15 protein-coding genes and 1 pseudogene are annotated in these 16,068 nt (G+C 33.0%); 5 read left to right on the top strand and 11 right to left on the bottom strand.

All coding sequences use genetic code 11. The features are described 5' to 3' along the window. Positions 1-111 precede the first annotated feature (111 nt). Positions 112-1,302, bottom strand: a complete 1,191-nt coding sequence (locus GM3708_RS10685) for an ABC transporter ATP-binding protein (RefSeq protein ID WP_158505867.1) — start codon at positions 1,300-1,302, stop codon at positions 112-114. A gap of 25 nt (positions 1,303-1,327) precedes the next feature. Further along, positions 1,328-2,185, bottom strand: a complete 858-nt coding sequence (locus tag GM3708_RS10680; RefSeq protein WP_066346603.1) for an ABC transporter permease — start codon at positions 2,183-2,185, stop codon at positions 1,328-1,330. Positions 2,186-2,242: 57 nt separating this feature from the next. On the opposite strand from GM3708_RS10680, the gene GM3708_RS10675 reads away from it, so the two are divergent. Continuing rightward, positions 2,243-2,848, top strand: a complete 606-nt coding sequence (locus tag GM3708_RS10675; RefSeq protein ID WP_066346601.1) for a DUF1796 family putative cysteine peptidase — start codon at positions 2,243-2,245, stop codon at positions 2,846-2,848. Here the strand turns inward: GM3708_RS10675 and GM3708_RS10670 are convergent, their stop codons facing one another. From GM3708_RS10670 to GM3708_RS19340, 5 genes and pseudogenes are all read right to left on the bottom strand, one after another. Continuing rightward, entirely contained in the window at positions 2,849-3,364 is a 516-nt protein-coding gene (locus tag GM3708_RS10670) for a glycosyltransferase (protein WP_158505866.1), read from the bottom strand. A gap of 77 nt (positions 3,365-3,441) precedes the next feature. Then, positions 3,442-3,930: an adenylyltransferase/cytidyltransferase family protein gene (locus tag GM3708_RS10665; protein WP_066346597.1), complete on the bottom strand. Its 489-nt coding sequence runs from the start codon at positions 3,928-3,930 to the stop codon at positions 3,442-3,444. 32 nt (positions 3,931-3,962) lie between these two features. Beyond that, complete coding sequence (locus GM3708_RS10660; RefSeq protein ID WP_066346594.1) at positions 3,963-5,039, bottom strand: radical SAM protein; 1,077 nt, start codon at positions 5,037-5,039, stop codon at positions 3,963-3,965. Positions 5,040-5,181: 142 nt separating this feature from the next. Beyond that, entirely contained in the window at positions 5,182-5,643 is a 462-nt protein-coding gene (locus GM3708_RS19345; RefSeq protein ID WP_255358448.1) for a polysaccharide biosynthesis C-terminal domain-containing protein, read from the bottom strand. Between the two features lie 24 nt (positions 5,644-5,667). Then, positions 5,668-6,603 (bottom strand): annotated as a pseudogene (locus GM3708_RS19340) (lipopolysaccharide biosynthesis protein); the annotation flags it as partial. Between the two features lie 122 nt (positions 6,604-6,725). On the opposite strand from GM3708_RS19340, the gene GM3708_RS10645 reads away from it, so the two are divergent. The 4 genes from GM3708_RS10645 (at position 6,726) to GM3708_RS10630 (ending at position 11,305) form a co-directional block, all read left to right on the top strand. Then, a complete protein-coding gene (locus tag GM3708_RS10645; protein ID WP_066346586.1) occupies positions 6,726-7,601 on the top strand; it encodes an ABC transporter permease in 876 nt (291 codons plus the stop codon). Between the two features lies 1 nt (position 7,602). Then, positions 7,603-8,871 (top strand): ABC transporter ATP-binding protein, encoded by a 1,269-nt coding sequence (locus GM3708_RS10640; protein ID WP_066346574.1) that lies wholly within the window; start codon positions 7,603-7,605, stop codon positions 8,869-8,871. Between the two features lie 10 nt (positions 8,872-8,881). Further along, the gene (locus tag GM3708_RS10635; RefSeq protein ID WP_066346572.1) at positions 8,882-9,739 is read left to right on the top strand and encodes a sulfotransferase family 2 domain-containing protein; all 858 of its coding nucleotides are present in this window, start codon (positions 8,882-8,884) and stop codon (positions 9,737-9,739) included. A 528-nt stretch (positions 9,740-10,267) separates the two neighbouring features. Then, positions 10,268-11,305: a phytanoyl-CoA dioxygenase family protein gene (locus GM3708_RS10630; RefSeq protein WP_066346571.1), complete on the top strand. Its 1,038-nt coding sequence runs from the start codon at positions 10,268-10,270 to the stop codon at positions 11,303-11,305. 120 nt (positions 11,306-11,425) lie between these two features. Here GM3708_RS10630 and GM3708_RS10625 read toward each other — a convergent pair whose 3' ends face one another. From GM3708_RS10625 to GM3708_RS10610, 4 genes are all read right to left on the bottom strand, one after another. Then, the gene (locus GM3708_RS10625; protein ID WP_066346569.1) at positions 11,426-12,496 is read right to left on the bottom strand and encodes a hypothetical protein; all 1,071 of its coding nucleotides are present in this window, start codon (positions 12,494-12,496) and stop codon (positions 11,426-11,428) included. Between the two features lie 37 nt (positions 12,497-12,533). Next, positions 12,534-13,577: a UbiA family prenyltransferase gene (locus GM3708_RS10620; protein ID WP_066346560.1), complete on the bottom strand. Its 1,044-nt coding sequence runs from the start codon at positions 13,575-13,577 to the stop codon at positions 12,534-12,536. Beyond that, complete coding sequence (locus GM3708_RS10615) at positions 13,577-14,638, bottom strand: hypothetical protein (RefSeq protein ID WP_066346558.1); 1,062 nt, start codon at positions 14,636-14,638, stop codon at positions 13,577-13,579. Before GM3708_RS10615 ends, GM3708_RS10620 begins: the two co-directional genes overlap by 1 nt. Positions 14,639-14,791: 153 nt before the next feature. Then, positions 14,792-16,054 (bottom strand): glycosyltransferase family 4 protein, encoded by a 1,263-nt coding sequence (locus GM3708_RS10610; RefSeq protein ID WP_066346554.1) that lies wholly within the window; start codon positions 16,052-16,054, stop codon positions 14,792-14,794. Positions 16,055-16,068 lie beyond the last annotated feature (14 nt).

The raw sequence follows: 16,068 nt of genomic DNA, 5'->3' as shown, positions 1-16,068 counted from the left end.
TTTTCAATAGTTTTAAATCAATAGACATCTCCAAAAATTTATAATGCTTTTATTTACAACCCACATTCCGCACGTCAACTTGTAATATTAAAGAAATGTCCAAATTGATTTTCAGCTATTTTCCGAATTATTAGAGCTTAACCATTGGTGAGGAATAGTTACTAATCCGGGTAAAATATGCTCTTGGTCAACAATAATTATACCAATATGTTCGGCGGCATCATAGACATGAATACCACGTTCACACATCAGAAAAACAGAAAGAGAATATTTCCCTTTTAATAAGGGTAACTTAGAATAAGTTAAGGTAACACTTCCTTTCCCCTCTGAATCCCTCTCAAGCACAATACCATCTACCCAACTACCATTACTTGTTATTTTTCTCCCATCAGCGGCATCAATCGTTACACCAACTGTCGGAGGAGGCAATTCTGGATCTGATTGGTAAGATAAAAATATTTCTAAGTTGCTAAAACCATTTCTTGCTCTTAGATGACTTCCTGTAACACCATCACAGCAAACTTTGATGTTAGATAGTTTAGCTTGTCCTTTTATAGAACTGTCTCCCCCGTATATTTGTGAATATGTATCGGTTTGAGATTGTTGATTCATCCAAGTTTCATATTCGGTAACGACTGATGAGGCTGATCCTTGTACCTGTAATTTTCCTTGGTGAAGCCACAGTGCTTCTTCGCATAATGCCTCTATTTGAAATAAAGAATGGGAGCAGAAAATCAATGTTACTCCTTGTTCTTTTAGCTCAAAAATGCGATCGAAGGATTTACGAGCAAATTGACCATCACCGACTGCAATCGCTTCATCAATTACTAAAATATCAGGTCGAATGCTAGTTGCGATCGCAAAAGCTAGGCGTACATACATACCGCTAGAATAGGTGCGTACAGGTTGATCAATAAAAGAACCGATATCTGCAAAGGCGATAATATCTTGAAGACTAGCCATAGTTTCTTCCTTAGAAAGACCTAATAAAGCGGCATTTAGAAAAATATTTTCTCGCCCAGTAAATCTCGGACTAAAACCTGCACCCAGTTCTAAAAGAGGTGCTACTCGCCCATTTACTTTGATCATTCCGGTTGTTGGGGTGAGTATGCCACAAATAAGTTGTAAAAGAGTGGATTTTCCCGCACCATTTTTGCCGATAATACCTATAGATTGACCAGCATATATGTCTAGATCTAATTGGGAAAGTGCATGAAAAGATCGTGTTCCACGAGGTCTAAAGCATAGCATACTGATAATACGATTGAGAGGCGTTCGATAAATATCATAAGCTTTGCTCACTCTCCGCGCTAAAATAACTTTTCGTTTAGACAACATCTGCAAAACCTCTGCGTAAACGATTATGCAATATAGCTCCAAGAATCGCAATGACTAGACAAGCACTTATTTCATTTATCCACATTTCCCAACTAGGGTATAAACCAGAAAAGATCGCTGATCGACTTTGTTCTATGATTAAGGTGAGAGGATTTAGATATATAATCCTTTGGAATCGTTCAGGAAGAACCGAAACAGTGTAGAATATGGGGCTTAAAAACTGTAATAATGGCACAAAAAGAGCAATAATATGTCGTAAATCTCGAAAATACACCCCTATGGCAGAGCAACCCCAAGTTATCCCTAACACCAAAGGTACTAAAGGAAACCAAATCAAAGGAAGAGTGAACCAAGCTGGAGTTATACTTGTTGCACCTAGTATCAAACAACTAAGAAGCAAGAATCCTATCAAAATGAGTGTAGAGAAACCTGTTGATATTAATAATGCCCAAGCTAATATTTCCGTTGGGAAACGAACTTTTTTGACTAAGTTGGGCTGTTCTAAAATTAACATTGGGGCTTGAATTACGCATTCTGCAAAAAATGAGAAAACTGCTAACCCAGTTAACATGAACAAAGCAAAATTAAACGTGTTTCCATCATTTTCAGTCCACTTCAACTTCAGAGCATACTGAAAAACGAAGGTATAAACCCCTAACTGAAATAATGGGGTTAACAAACTCCAAGCCAATCCCAAGACAGAACCACGATATTTAATTTGTATTTGTCTGGAAACGAAAAGTTGGAGCAGCCATCTGTCACTCCAAGGAATAAAATAAGGAAGATAACGATTCTTTATAAAATTTATCCAGAGTTTGATCAAACGATCTAATGACTTAAATATCATATTAAAGGAATATTATAGACAACTAAGAAATAATAAACCGAATCGGATCAGAATAAAATGGAAAGTATCTCATTGGGATGGAATTGTTATCCTGCAATTAAAGGTGTTCAGATGGGAATAAGAAAACGAAAGGAAAACGGATACAAAACGTGTCCTTTTGATGAATGTATAAGTAATTATAATGGCATCATTTTATGTTTGGAAGAAAATTTTGAATTTTTTTGTGACCCCAGATATTTAGAAATAATTGAAGCTCCTTTTTCGGTGGGCGGAATTATAAGGGGTGAAAAACTTTTATATAATAATAGATATAGATTTATTTTTAATCATGAAAGCCCTGGCCACGCTAATTTATACATAACGCAAAAATGGACTGGAGGAATCAACCATTATATCAAGAATAACTACTTTTTGTTTAAAAAACGTTACAGGGATAGAATAAACAATTTTAGAAGTTATCTCAGCAATGAGAACATGATATTATTTTTAATCTCAAGGTATCAAAAAAATATGGATATTCTCAATTATACAATCAACAAAAAATATCCTAAATTACGATACAATATTAAATGTTTTACACCTGAATTTAACAAAAAAATTATGGAAAAACACTATGAAATTATGAAATTGTCTAGGGATGAAATTAGAGATGAGTTAAATTAGTTAGTTGTTTATATAAAGACATTTGTTAACTCGAATCCAAGATGCACCCTGTTTTACCATATCTTGAATCAACAAACCGTCAGCTTCATAAATTGAGTGGTTATAGCCTACAGGACGAGCTTCTTTTACACAAACAAGTACATTTCCTCTATCAGTACCACCAATTATCGGATGTGCAACAATAACATTACTATCTGGACGATGTTTAAAATCACATAGAACAACATCAAAGCCTTCTCTTGCTCGTTTCATCATTTCTAACAAGTAATTATCCTCGTAATAACTATCTGCGTTGAAAAAGCAAATAAAGTCAGACGTTGCTTCTTCAATAGCTTGTTTACATTTACCATGTCCCCAATCATTTAAGTTCGGACATTGAACAATTTTCCATTCAGGGGGGGCATCTCCAAAATATTCGTTACTATAGTACAAAACAATATTGTCAGGTTTTTTTGTTTGACGTTCTATAATTCTTTTAATACCCTCTATATTTTGTTCATGGCAAATAATAGCCACAGTAACCGTTAGGTGCGATCTTACAAGATAGCAAATCTTTCTGTATAAAAAAACAAGACACTTTTTGGATAGATTAGCTATTTTTCGCCACAATCTGAAGATTTTTGCCATTGTTTTATAATCCTATTTTTTATATCTGTTGTACTAATCCCCTTATATCGAGGAACATATTTGACAACTCTATGAAATAAATCAAGATCAATATTGCTTACACCCATCTGAATCGGATAATTCTCAGAGTTCCAATCATCACCTATAACTATACTAAACATATTGCCATATCCGTGAGCAACAGCATGATTTTTAATGGTATAAAAACATTTTTCACACTCAACATTGGGAATAACCTGATTCACAAAACTATTCGTTATAATAATCGCTTCTCGCTCTTCATAAGACAGAATAGGTGGTTGCCCTTTATATGTTTCAATAAAATTATCTGTATTTAGCACAACTATCAAGAAATTTCCTATTTGGTTACACTTGCGAAATAACTCAACGTGTCCTTTATGCAACAGGTCAAATGTCCCAGCCGTATATACTATATGTCTTGATAATTGTTCCATTCCAACATTTCGATTAATTTACGGAATTCTTTTTAAGACTCCCAATCAACAAAGTGTAGTTTACACCATGTGTAATAAATATCCAACCAACTTTCAAAAGATTCAAGAGATTTTAATGCAGGTCTAATGCCATCCATTAGTTTAGTATATACTGATACATAGTGTCTACACTCTCGGCAGTCTGTGTTAGCAATACAACATTCGTTATCATCATAGGAAAAGTCTGTATGATGTTGTCGATGATATGGCTTGTTCAAAATTATGCAATCTTTAGCGATGTCTGTAGCTTTGTCGAAATTCCATAACGTTTTACCACTATTGACATATTCGTTATAGTATTTGGAATAAATTACGGTTTGAGGATCTTGATCTATTCTTTCCTCTAAGATGTCACGAATTCTTTTTAAATCATCTTGGGTTAGCATTAGATTATCGTCCTTTGTGGATAGACGAAATGTGCTATATTCTTGGGTTTTCTCATTCAATTCAATTTTGTTTTCATATTGACGAGAAGGACTATAGTGATTAAAGGAAATTTTAACCCCATGATCCTTACAAATTTTTACTACCTCGTTTATGTTATCAATGTTTTTTTTATTGATGGTGTACATAAATATTGACTTGTTGTCTCCTTGTGCATTTTGTAATGCTTTTTTGAAAACTGCTGCCCCTCTCAGATATTCATCGGTTTCAAAATTTCCCCAAACAGAAATATGTTTCATAAAAGTGATGGCAGGATCAAATTTGAATGTGCCATTGGTGTAAATTAATCCTCTATCCCAAAACTGGTTTGCAACTAATAACCTATCTTGTACTAATCCGGGTTCCGCACCAGCAAAGTGAGGATAAGTAATTCCACGTTTCACCTCATTAGCAAAAAAAACTTTATATTCTTCAATATTCTTGATTTCTTCGTATTTAGTTGATAATTCACCCTCAAAGAAAAAACATCCTTCACAACGAAGATTACACCGCTTTGTAATATCATATCCTGAGATTACTATATTACTGGCTTTATCCCTTACCTTAGTATATTTATATTTTAGATCTGGACGTGAATCAAGATAGGATTGTAATTTACTTTTTTTTGCTGTTTGATGTTGTGACATTAATATCCTTTTTGATTATTGATTTGATCATAGAATTGGGCTAAATTATTGATGTCTCAAACGAGTTTTATCTCGAACTAAGGTTAATCAGAGAATCAGAACTTACGCAATTTTACCAAAAATCATGATTATTTTTTAGGAATTATTCTTGTTGTTGCCTATTATATAAATTTTGTTTAGAGAATATTGCCTTAATTTGTAAAATACTTATTGTATAAGTTAATGAAGCGACTATTGTACAGATAATCAATAAAATTATTGTGTTGAAATACATCGCCAAAAAGTATTTAACCGATAAAATAGCCAATATCATGATAAGTGAACTAATTAAAGGAGTAATAAATTGCTGTAAATATTCTTTTAGAGAAATAGAGATTAACTTAATTAACATCCATAAAGCAAAAGGAAAAATTAAGTAACTACTAAAGACAAAAGCGAAAGCAACGGCAATAATTCCCCATTTGATAAGGAAACAAGCAAGAGTAACACTGAGGATAATAGTTATTAAAGTCAGGAAAAATTGTAAATAGGATTTTCCTAAAGTTAAAAATATTGCTCCCATACAGGAAAAAAAAGAAGATAAAATTCCTGAAAAAATTAATATTTGTAGTACTAAAATTGATGGAGTCCATTGTTTACCAAATAAGGTAATTATTATTTCTGGTGTTAAAGTTAATAAACCAAAAAATACAGGAAAAGCGATTAAACTGGTGAATCTTATTGCCTGTAAAAATGTTTGGGGTAAAAGATTTATATCCGTTTGTATTTTTGAAAAAGCTGGAAAGGCGACTTGATTAATTACTCCGATTAATAATTGAGTCATTACTTCTAAAATTCGATAGGCGATCGTATACTATCCTAAAGCGATTTCACCTAAAAAATAACCAATAAGTAGGTTATCTGATTTGCTGTAAAAAAAAATTAAAAATTGACTAAAGAAAATATAAATACTAAAGCTAAATAACTCGTGAAAATGCTGATTAGAAAACTTTAATTTTGGTCGTCAATCAATGGCAGTCCACATAAATATAACAATCACGGATTCATAAGCAAATTGTTGAATGACTAAACTCCAAACTCCAAAGCCTAAAAAGGCAAAAGTAATCGCTAAAAATCCACTAATAATAATTGCTATTAACGATCGAACTGCTAAAATTTTAAAGTTTAAATCTCTTTTTAGAATGGCTTGAAATACAAGACCAAAAGAATCAATAATAAACAGAAAAGAAAAACATTTAATAATAACAGTTAATCGAGGTTGATGAAAAAGTGTAGCGATATTTTCAGCTAAAAAAAAACTAATAAAAGTTAATGATATTCCCGCTATTAATTGAGTGCAAAAAGCTGTGTTTAAATGTTCGGATTCTAATTTTTCCCTTTGAATTAAAGCGGAAGTAAATCCTTGCTCAAGAAAAATATTCATGAAAGCTAAAAAAATATTAGCTAAACTTAATAAGCCAAAATCTTGAGGAGTTAGTAAACGGGCTAAAATTAAAAAGACAATAAATGAACCTGTTTGACTACCCCAATTTTGAATAACTGACCATAAAAATCCTTGAAACATCTGTTTATTAATGGTCATTAGATAATTATTTTTTTAACTTTGTAAAATCTATCAATTTAGGGTTTATTCGATGCTCAATTTTTGTCTAAGTACCGATAAGTAATTAACCGAGCTTGATATTCATGAATAATTCTGAAAACAACAAAACAAATGTCTCTCCTTCTATTGTCTATAATGCCAGTAGTCAATTACTTCCCTTCAAGTCTTTTTTGAAAACTGCTCAAAAAGATGTTATTCAAGTACTTCCTTTTGCTAAACGATTATTTATCCAAAATGTAGTTAAACGTTATCGTTATTCTTCTTTAGGGCTATTTTGGGCTTTTGTTCCCTCAGCTTTAATTGCTATTTTATTAACTTTAGGTCAAAGAGCAGGTATCTTAGCATTAACAAGCCAAAATGTACCCCCTCAAGTCTATGGTATTTTTGGCATTGTTATGATGCAAATATTTTTGGAAAGTTTTAATAGCCAAAGAATGTTTTTAACTTATAATCTTCACTTGTTCATACGTCAAAAAATTCCCCTTGAAGCTTTTATCCTAGCAGGTTTTGGCGAAAATATGTTTAACTTATTTATGCGCTTACCCGTTCTTCTAGCCGTCTTAATATTTTTTGATATTACACCAAAGGTAACTATTATTCTTCTGCCTCTTGGTTTTTTATTGTTGATTCTTCTTGGTTCTGGTATGGGATTATTATTAGCTCCTTGGAATGCTCTTAGTAACGATCTCGATAGTATAATGCAAGTTTTACCTTGGTTTTTGTTTGGTATCACTCCAGTATTTGTCATGCCGTCTGATGGAACTTTATTACATCGCATTTTTTTGTATAATCCTCTCACCCATATATTTGAGGCAATTCGCTGGTTAACTTATGGAGGAGAGATAAATCATCCCTTAATTTTTTGTATTGTAACTTTGATGACCATATTCTTGTTTTTCGTTGGTTGGTTATATTGCAAAATGTGTTTACCTTATGTAGTTGAACGAACCTTAAATTAAGATGGGAGATTTGCTTTTAGAAACTCAAAATTTATCTAAACGATTTTGTCGAGAGCCAAAACTAGCTTTCAGATATACTCTAACAGACATTTTTGGGGAATTTCGTTGTTTACCAGAAGCAAGTAAAAAGTTAAGAAAAGGCGAATTTTGGTGTTTGAAAAATATTAACTTTAAACTAAATAGAGGCGAAGCCCTTGGGTTAATTGGTCATAATGGTTCAGGGAAAAGTACTTTAATTAATTTATTAATGGGGATTATACGCCCCACAGAAGGTGAAATCCGTTGGTATACTGATAATATTGTTACGATCGATCAACAATCTGGATTAAACCCATTACAAACGGGACGAGAAAATATTTATAATAAATTATCCCTGCACGGTTTATCAACTCGAAAAATTGTCAAAGAAATTGACGGAATTATTCAATATTCAGGTATTTCTGACTTTATTGATGCTCCGTTGGGTACATATAGTGCAGGAATGAGATTACGTCTTGTATTTTCAATTTATACTCGTTTGCGTCCAGATGTATTTATTATTGATGAAGCTCTTGGAGTCGGTGATATGAGATTTCAGGAAAAATTTGCTTCTTTTCTAAGAAATTATCTTGATTCGGGGGGAAGCATTATCTTAGTTTCTCATCATCTGTATCAAATTCAATCTCTTTGTCATCGTTGTTTAATCTTAGATCAAGGACAAATTATTAGTCAAGAATCGACAGAAAAAGCTATGTCTGATTATTATGAATTAATGCAGATAAAAACACAAAGGGAATCAATGTTAGAACCTCTTTTTTGCGAGGAAACAAAGCAACTATTGACCGAAACAAAAGAAGAATATGGTTTAGTCAAAATCTTGGATTTGAAGATTACACCTTTAAATACAGAACAGATACAGTCAGGCGGAAAAGTTCTATTTGAGTTAATTTGTGATTCTCCCATTAAAAAACCATCGGTAGCCCCTTTTATTCTCATCAGTTTCGGTAACTCAAATCATTTAGCAGTTATGCAGAGCGGTGAAGGCGATCGTCTTTACTCACTGGAGATAGGAATTAATAAATTTTCTTGTGTCGTTGAAGAACTACCCTTAATGCCGGGGAAGTATGAGATTATCACAGCGATTAAAGATATTGATTCCAAAGCAACATTAACGGTTAAAGGATTAGAAGATTTACCATTCATCATGGAAGTCAAAAATTATCAAAACTCAGTTTTACAATTATCTCAAGCCTTAAAAACAAGCATATATATATCAGCAAAATGGAGTTAAAAACTCAAATATGAAAAACGTATCAAACCCATTCTATTTTTTGCATATACCTAAAACGGCGGGGACATCTTTATCAACTTTTCTGGAAACCCACTATCGTAAGGGAAAATGGTTAAAAGCTGATGAAATTAAAGACTTATTAACATTTAGTCAAGAAGAAATTAATTCTTATCAATGTTTTCATGGACATTTTGGTACTTTACTCTTTAGTTTGCTTAATAAACCTATTACCACAATTACCATGTTACGAGATCCTTTGGATCAGTTAATTTCACATATTTATTTTAGTAAAAAATTATTATATGAACATAAGGTATTTTATGAACACCTCTCGGATGAAGAGCTTAATTTAAAAAATCTACTTGAAAATAGTTCCCTAGAAGAAATTGTGGAAAATCCAATATTGAATATGCATTTATCAAACCTTCAATCTCGTTATCTAGGATGTGAATTAAATTTGGATAATGTCCGTAATGCTCCTTTAAAATTCCCGGATGTGTTGACTCAACAAGAAAAAGATATGGACATGATTGTAGCAAAGGCAAAAGAAAGATTAGATCAAATGGCTATAGTAGGTATAACAGAAAGATTTAATGATTCCTGTGATTTAATTTGTGATTTTCTCAACATTAAACCTCCTAAAATTTATCCTCAACTTAATGTCACTCCAAAACAATATAAAGTGAAAACGTCTAATAATATTTCTCCTGAATTAGCTAATAAAATTAGGGAAATAAATAAATATGATATGGGAGTTTATGAATATGGAAAAAAGATCTTTGAGAATCAGATGGAAATTTTTGAAGAAAAAAAAGCAAATAATTCTAGTTCCTTAATCCCTTGGATTTCTAAACTATTTCAACGTTGAAAATTACGATTAACCTTTTGACTAATAGATTAATTAAATTTTAAAAAAGTCTTGTTCTTATCCGAGTTAATGACTGATGGATTTATAAGTTAGCATCAATTTTAGGCACTGCTTATGCTACTGCAACGATTTTAGAAACATCTCTGATTTCGATAGCGAGTTTGGTGGTGGCTTCGTGATTTTTTCTTTTTACTAAGATGGGATATTCCAAATAAAATCTTAAAAAATATACATTAACTTATATATTTAATGAAATTTAGGCTACAATCGTGAAAATTCTAATCATTTACTGAAAACAATATAAAAATTGAGGAAATTTTGGAAACCTATGACGAAATCCTTCCGAAAATTTACTTTCCCAACACAAATCCTAACTCATGAGTCATCACCATGCGAAACATACTTCATAATAAAACTCAAAATAGCTTATTGATAAAAAGAGGCTATATTCAACAACAAATTTTATCAGAATCCGAAATTCAATATTTGTAGGATCAGGTTCGTAAAGTCTTTCCTGAAAGTGACTTTTTGCCCACTGGAGATGTTTCTTCATACCCCAACATCTTTTCCAGTTATCATTCGGTAAATACTCAAAATCTACGCATATTTGGTTCCAGGATTGTACAGGAAGTTCTATTCCCTCACGTTGAGCAACTTTTTGACAACTACCGTATCATTAGTTGTGGATTATTTATTAAAGCTCCAAAAGGCGGATGGATTGACATTTATTATCATCACCAGATAAACATTGATGAAGAGAAATATTGGATGATGGATATTTGGTGTCCTTTAACGGATACAAGTGTTTCTAATGGCACATTTCATGCTGTTCTAGGAAGCCACAAACTCTTTCCAAAAATCGTTCATCCTACCCATAGCTACGCTTCCTTTTTTCAGGATTATACCCAAGTTATTCGAGAGAAATACTCGATTCCGTTACCTTCTAAGGCCGGAGAGGCGGTAATTTTTGAAGATACTATGCTTCATTGGTCGCCCAATAACATGACTGACTACCCACGATATGCTATTCACTGTATTTGTATCCCAAAAGAAGTAACTCCCATTCATGTGCATTTTGATCCCAAGTCTCCCCAGCAATTTGAACTGTATGAGGCAACCGATAAATTTTTAACCGAAACCCTCTTTGATAAAGCATTACCGAGACCAAGTGATCTAAAATTGCTGGAAATTATCCCTAATAATAATCACGACTACACTTTGGAGGAGTTCGAGGAACGAATGCAGAATTCTGAGCAAATTCGCCGTGAACTTTATCCCGATACCCCTGATATTTCTGAGGCAGAGTTTCAGAAACTCATTGAGAAAGAGAAAGAAATCCGCCAAAACACGTCTTTTCCCAACACAACCCCTAACACTTCGGAAACCAGTCCCGAAACTAGGGTAAGTTGGTCTAATAATCTGGAGGAGGAACACATTGGTTCAAATACAGCTAAAATGCCACCACTTCTGATCCACATTATTTCGGCTTGCATTCGTCTTTTGGGTGTAAAGTCTCGATCAACGGCGAAAACCCCGTCTATTCCTCAGACATCAGGTGATGAGTAGATATAATCAGTTTCAACTGGGTTCTTTATGACAAAAATAGCTATTCTGAAACCAAGCTATAGTAGGCTTTTTTACTAAATGTCATGTTTTTTTGATATAAATGTCAGATTTCGCTCGTATCTAGTCTTCCCCCAATCCAGAAAAACATATAGCTTGTTGGTATCTTACCAGTGCTTCAATACAGATTCCAGTCGTTAACTCTGCGGATCCATACCAAGAAATACGTTTTGGACTATCAAAGTAAAAAGGACTAATAGCCCAACTTCCATCATTTCCTTGATTTGCTAACAAAAAGCCAATAGCTTTTTCTAAAGTGGGTGTTATCTGCCCGAAATTAAGAAATGTACAAGCGACTAATGCTGTATCAAGAGAATTGTCAAAGCCTTCTTGCTCAAACTTTTGTTCTGAATTTGAGATGATCGTTTCTTCCAAAACTTCTAGTCGTTTAACACCATTAAAATAAGCACGAGAAAGAAAATAGTAATGAGTAAAAATACTTAAATACCGTTTATCAGATTCTATCTCCTTTCCTTTAAGAGTTACATCAATTAAATAATCTATAACTTTGTTAGTTTCCTCAATTTCTCCTAAATAAAGAACAAGATTAGCACTTGCTCCAAGATCCACTTCATTCGATACAGGTGGAAATTTTTTCCACCATTGGGAATAAGGTGGAGTTGTTAATCGATACTTCAACCAATATCCAGTATGAGTAAACAACATAGAAAAACGAGGTGCGATCAAAGTAGAAATCAAACCATCTTGATTCCGATTGGCTAAAAGCAATTTCTTATTATTGACGACAATACCATACTTTTTTAAAACGAATGATATACAGGAAGTAGTATCTATGTCGGGGGGTAAAAAAAGAGTATGTAAAAACGGATTTACGGATGAATAATAGTACCATATTCCGGGGCGTAGCATATTGCTCAATAGAAAGTTTAGTCCTTCTAATCTCATCTTTTCGATTTTAGGAGTTTCTCGAAGAAAAGAAAGCGCATAAATAATTAATGCAGTCGAGAAGTTACAACTGTCAAAATTGCAAGTTATTCCTCTAACTTTTCTTTCTGTAACATAGGTTGCAAATTCACCATGGGGAAGTTGGTTAGAGTAAAGAAAATCAATAGCTCGATCGATGGTAGTTTCGAGTAGGGAATTATCAAATCTTAATTCTGGCTGTTGTTTCATTATTAGAAAAGTTTAAAAACAAGTAAAAGATAGCAGGTCAATTTTCTACTTTATGAAAATATTTTGGAATATCCCATACTAACAGAGAATAAATATCTCTGAGCCACCACCATAGACGATTTGAATAAAATATGGTAAAAAGTCCTAAAAAAATTAAATTGATTGGGTCTTGAGATATGGCTAAATATATAAATCCTAATGGGTAAAATATCTCATAATATTCAAATAAAGCAAAACGGTTATCAGAAGAAGGCACAACAATAATGATCTCCATCTTCCAAAAATAATGTCTGAGATATTCTGTTATTAAATAAATCAATAGTAAAATCCAAACTAAGGTATTATGAAAAAGAAACAACATTCCCATTAGGGCTGTAATCTCCACTGGAAAGACAATCCATTTTCCTAGTCTTTGTAAAGTTTGAGTAGATCTGTTTACAGCAAAAGTGTTAATTCCAGCACGAAGATCATTCTGAAGATCATCCATTTGATGCCACAAAATACTTCTTAATCCAGTTGCAAAAGACCAAACACTAACAAGAATGAGCCACATGACTGGTAAACCCTTGTGTACATTATTCACTATCAATAATGCGGTAAACAAGTGTGGGAGGAAACTTTCGCCCAATGCTATTGCCAAGATTCCCCAAAAACCACGTTGTTTAAGGCGGATTGGTGGTATTGAGTAAGTGACAAAAACTAGCCAGTTGCTCACATAAACCCCTAAAATTAAAGGTGTTGGTATCATTAATATTGACACCACTATCCCTAGTAAAATAGTAGCTGTTAAAATTAAGGCAATAAAAAGTGAAGATCTGCCAACCATGTAATTAACTTTTCCACTCAGTTGATCTTCCTCTCGATCGCAAATATTGTTAATTATGCTGGCGAAACTTGCATCCAAAATTACGGCAATTAGAAGGAATATCAAAGAAGACCAAAGGGAGAACAAAGAGACATTTAAAATGGTGGCAGTGGCATAAGCGGTTCCAAATATTGGTGCTATTTTGCATACCCACCAATCCTTTGCTCTAATGAGAGTAACTAAGTTCTGTACTTGAATAATAAACTTATTGATCATTAAGTTTGGGAAATATTTGAGGAACATATAGCCTGTTGGTATCTTATCAATGCTTCAACACAGACCCCTGTGGTTAACTCCAATGATCCAAAGCTTTTTGTGCGTGTTGGACCTATAAAGTAAAAAGGGCTACTAACCCAACTTCCATCATTTTTTTGGTTTGCTAACAAAAAGGCAATGGTTTCTTGTAAAGTAGGTGTTATCAGCCCAAAGTTGAGAAAAGTACAGGCGGCTAATGCTGTATCAAGAGGATTATTATAGCCTTCTTGCTCAAACTTTTGTTCTAAATTTGAGACGATCGTTTCTTTTAAAACGCCTAATCTTTTAACCCCATTAAAATAAGCACGAGAAAGAAAATAGTAATGAGGAAAACTGCTTAAATACCATTTATCAAATTCTGTCTCCTTTCCTTTAAGAGTTACATCAATTAAATAATCTATAACTTTTTTGGTTTCCTCAATCTCTCCTAAATAAAGAACAACATTAGCATTAATTCCACAATCAAGATCATTCGGACGACATTCAGAAAATCGCCAAAACGTTGAGTAAGATGGAATTGATAACAAAGAATTCAACCAGAATTGGGGATGAGTAAATAACATCGAAAAGCGAGGTATAATCCAAGTATAAAATAAACCATTTTGATTGCGATTCGCCAAAATTAGGTCTTTATTATTCAGAGTTATTTTGTATTTTTTAAAAATAAAAGCAACACAGCACGTATCATCTACATCAGGGGGACAAGTGTGACGAAACTTTGTTTTTGTAGAGAAGTAGCGCCAGAGTCCGGGTTGATCCATATTGGTATTGAGAAAGTTTAAGGCTTTTTCTCTTATCCCTTCAATTTTAAAATTTTCTCGAAAAGAAAGATTATAAAGAATAAGTGCAGTGCCGAAGGTACAGCTATCAAAAAAAGAGGTTTTCTCTGAATCGCTTTCTTGTGTTATGTGTACCTTAAATTCTCCATCGGGAAGTTGGTTAGACCAAAAAAAATCAATAGCTCGATTTATAGCACTTTCGATGGCGGAATACTCCAACTGTAATTCTGTTTTTTTTATCATTTCAGTATTTAACTTGAGTTCGGGATAATGTTGATGAAGGTAAGCCAGTCGTTGATCTTGTCAAAGAACTTTAAAGAAAAATATTTTGCGATCTCTCTAAAGATGTGACAAACATTTTATAGTTTATTTATATCAAATTGCTGTAACTATTCGTTATAGATGCTTTTTAAGTTCTTCAACATAGAGCTTTTGAGTTTTATCGGCTACTTCTTGAATAGTTAAACGTTCTGATATTCCAGTAGATAACTTTTCCCATAGTCCTTCTTCGTTTACCGCTCTGGTGATACAATTAGCTAAATCAATGGGATCACCAACCTTAAAATGTAACCCTGACTTTTCATGTTGTACTTTTTGATTCATGTTGTCAATATTACTACAAATTACTGGACGTTTGTGCATAAAAGCATCTTCTATAACTAAAGGAGCAACTTCCCACCAAATCGATGGAACAATTACCCAATCTACGTTAGATATTAATTGAGCTAATTCTGCTGATTGACCATATACTATGTAGCGGACACAGTCTTTAGTTTTATTGAGGAGTTCCGAAAACCTGTTCTGGAAAGACTTTGGCTGTAATTCTAAATTAGCTCCATAAATATCTAAAGAGATATTTTTTCGTGTTTCTTTAGTCAACTTTTCTATGGATTCTAATAATATAAAAATTCCCTTAAAAATATTGAGTTGTCCAAAGTAAGCAAAGTGGTTTCTCTGCTGATCTAATAGCTTTCTTGGTGGAACTGGAGTAACTGTAAGTTGTCCATGCTCGATATATATTATTTTTTCTCTTGCTATTCCCCAATTTAAATATCTTTCCAACAAAAACTGACTGGGTGCAATGAACACATCTACTAAGTTAAAAAATGATTTGATATACATTTTTCTAAGTTGAAAATCTTCAGGAGTTTTATGAGGAAAGCATTTATGACAGTCAATAGGATTAGGATCTGAACATAACTTGTAGTCAGATGTTTTCACCATTTTCCCATTATGATTACAGATTGCCCAATAGTCATTAAGTGTCACAATAATCGGGATATTTTTTGCATATTTATGTACTTCTCTAATCGCTTCAAGTCCAAGATGTATATAGTGATAAAAGTGGACAACATTAGGTGCAAAAGATTCCAAAAAACTGCGAAACTCATAACAAGTCAATCGAGTATTTAACTGAGATAGGATAAAATAATCAAAATTTCCTCCAGTTATTAGCACTTCTGAGCCATCAGATTTAAGAGTTTCAAAAGGGGTAGAAGAGTAAATAGGTTCACCTTGTCTATAAGCTAAAAAAACAACATCACAATTATCACGACTACGCAGTTCTTTAAAAAGATTATAAGCGGCAATTTCTCCATCTCCTTTGATTAGTTCGGGATGTCCGTGAGAGATAATTAAAATTTTTAGTCTATCTGGCATATTATTCATTACTC

This window comes from Geminocystis sp. NIES-3708, assembly GCF_001548095.1.
In the GTDB taxonomy this organism is placed as follows: Bacteria; Cyanobacteriota; Cyanobacteriia; order Cyanobacteriales; family Cyanobacteriaceae; genus Geminocystis.
Note: the sequence above shows the minus strand (reverse complement) of the source record. Positions and strands in the feature narration are given on the sequence as shown.

Coding starts and splice junctions, on each gene's coding strand:
- GM3708_RS10680 (WP_066346603.1), bottom strand. CDS start 2,185: ATGATATTTAAGTCATTAGATCGTTTGATCAAACTCTGGATAAATTTT.
- GM3708_RS10675 (WP_066346601.1), top strand. CDS start 2,243: ATGGAAAGTATCTCATTGGGATGGAATTGTTATCCTGCAATTAAAGGT.
- GM3708_RS10665 (WP_066346597.1), bottom strand. CDS start 3,930: ATGGAACAATTATCAAGACATATAGTATATACGGCTGGGACATTTGAC.
- GM3708_RS10660 (WP_066346594.1), bottom strand. CDS start 5,039: ATGTCACAACATCAAACAGCAAAAAAAAGTAAATTACAATCCTATCTT.
- GM3708_RS10645 (WP_066346586.1), top strand. CDS start 6,726: ATGAATAATTCTGAAAACAACAAAACAAATGTCTCTCCTTCTATTGTC.
- GM3708_RS10640 (WP_066346574.1), top strand. CDS start 7,603: ATGGGAGATTTGCTTTTAGAAACTCAAAATTTATCTAAACGATTTTGT.
- GM3708_RS10635 (WP_066346572.1), top strand. CDS start 8,882: ATGAAAAACGTATCAAACCCATTCTATTTTTTGCATATACCTAAAACG.
- GM3708_RS10625 (WP_066346569.1), bottom strand. CDS start 12,496: ATGAAACAACAGCCAGAATTAAGATTTGATAATTCCCTACTCGAAACT.
- GM3708_RS10620 (WP_066346560.1), bottom strand. CDS start 13,577: ATGATCAATAAGTTTATTATTCAAGTACAGAACTTAGTTACTCTCATT.
- GM3708_RS10615 (WP_066346558.1), bottom strand. CDS start 14,638: ATGATAAAAAAAACAGAATTACAGTTGGAGTATTCCGCCATCGAAAGT.
- GM3708_RS10610 (WP_066346554.1), bottom strand. CDS start 16,054: ATGCCAGATAGACTAAAAATTTTAATTATCTCTCACGGACATCCCGAA.